The sequence below is a fragment of the Paenarthrobacter sp. CM16 genome (genome assembly GCF_013179505.1).
In the GTDB taxonomy this organism is placed as follows: domain Bacteria; phylum Actinomycetota; class Actinomycetes; order Actinomycetales; family Micrococcaceae; genus Arthrobacter.
This window is the reverse complement of the sequence record NZ_JABMCX010000537.1, coordinates 1-1,369: the sequence shown is the minus strand read 5'-3', so window position 1 is coordinate 1,369 and position 1,369 is coordinate 1. Positions and strand designations below refer to the sequence as shown.

Sequence of the window (1,369 nt, the reverse complement as noted above, 5' to 3'; positions counted from 1 at the left end):
GAACCTCGACGCCGCCACCCGGGTGGCCAACGAGATCACGGCCGACGGCGGCACCGCAGTTCCGTTCCAAGGCAACACTGCGGTGGCCGAGGACAGCAAAAAGGCGGTCGACTTCGCCGTGGAAACCTACGGCGCCCTCAACTATGCCGTGAACAACGCCGGGATCGGTGGCGCCAGCGCCCCTGTAGGCGACGTCGACATCGAAGACTGGGACAGGGTCATCGCCATCAACCTGAGCGGCGTCCTGTACGGCATGCGCCATCAGATCCCCGCCATCCTTGCCGCTGGCGCCTCTGAAGGTGCCATTGTGAACATGGCCTCCATTCATGGCGCGGTCGCTGCTCCGGGCAACGCCGCCTACACCGCCGCCAAGCACGCCGTAGTTGGCCTTACTAAGAACGCCGCAGCCGAATACGGCGCGCAGGGTCTCCGCGTCAACGCCATCGGCCCGGGCTACATCGACACTCCGTTGCTGGCCGCCGCACCGAAGGAAGTTGTCAGTGGCCTCGAAGCGAAGCACCCCCTTGGCCGCTTGGGCACAGCAGAGGAAGTCGCGAACGTCACCACGTTCCTGCTCTCGGACAAGGCCAGTTTCATGACAGGCTCCTACGTGCTGGTCGACGGCGGGTACACCGCCGTCTAGCAGTGCTTATGAAGCGCTCCGGCCGGGGGTAAGGGTGGGTTGTTCGCCACCGTTACCTCCGATCGCACCCGTAACCTCTGGAGCGAATCGCGCGAACAGGTGCGCCCTTGGGCTACGGGTGGCGTGCCAGGCGGGAACAGCTGCACCCGGTGCGGTCTTAACGGGGAATGAATCTTTGCCGGCTTGGCGGTTTTTGTCCTGACGTATCACCGCCTTTCGGCGTCACAGGGGCCGGATCCCGGACATTTCGTGTCAGCGGACGCCAAGGTCTGGCATGCTGGACCCCATGGCTAGCCGAGCGGGCACAGTTGCCCTTCCCCAGGACCTTGTTGACATCACAGCCCTGCTGGACGCGTATTTCGACGTAGCTCCGGACTTGGGCGATCCCGCGCAACGCGTGGCATTTGGAACGTCGGGACACCGTGGATCCAGTTTGAAGGCATCGTTCAACGAGCCCCATATTCTTGCGATCACCCAGGCAATCGTTGAATACCGCGGCCGCCAGGGCATTACAGGGCCGCTGTTCATCGGCCGCGACACCCACGCCCTCAGTGAGCCGGCCCAGAATTCCGCTCTCGAAGTACTGGCCGCCAACGGCGTGACCGTCCTGGTAGACGCCCGCCACGGCTACACTCCAACACCGGCCTTGAGCCACGCCATCCTCAAGTACAACCGCGAAGCCGCGCCGGGCACCCCCCAGGCCGACGGCATCGTGGTCACCCCCAG

At 64.5% G+C, this 1,369-nt stretch carries 1 protein-coding gene and 1 pseudogene; both read left to right on the top strand.

The genetic code is table 11. The annotated features are described in order from the left end of the window. Positions 1-643: SDR family NAD(P)-dependent oxidoreductase (locus HP499_RS24290; protein WP_172326578.1), on the top strand; the 643-nt coding region annotated here is incomplete at its 5' end. A gap of 286 nt (positions 644-929) precedes the next feature. Then, positions 930-1,369 (top strand): annotated as a pseudogene (locus HP499_RS24285) (phosphoglucomutase, alpha-D-glucose phosphate-specific); the annotation flags it as partial.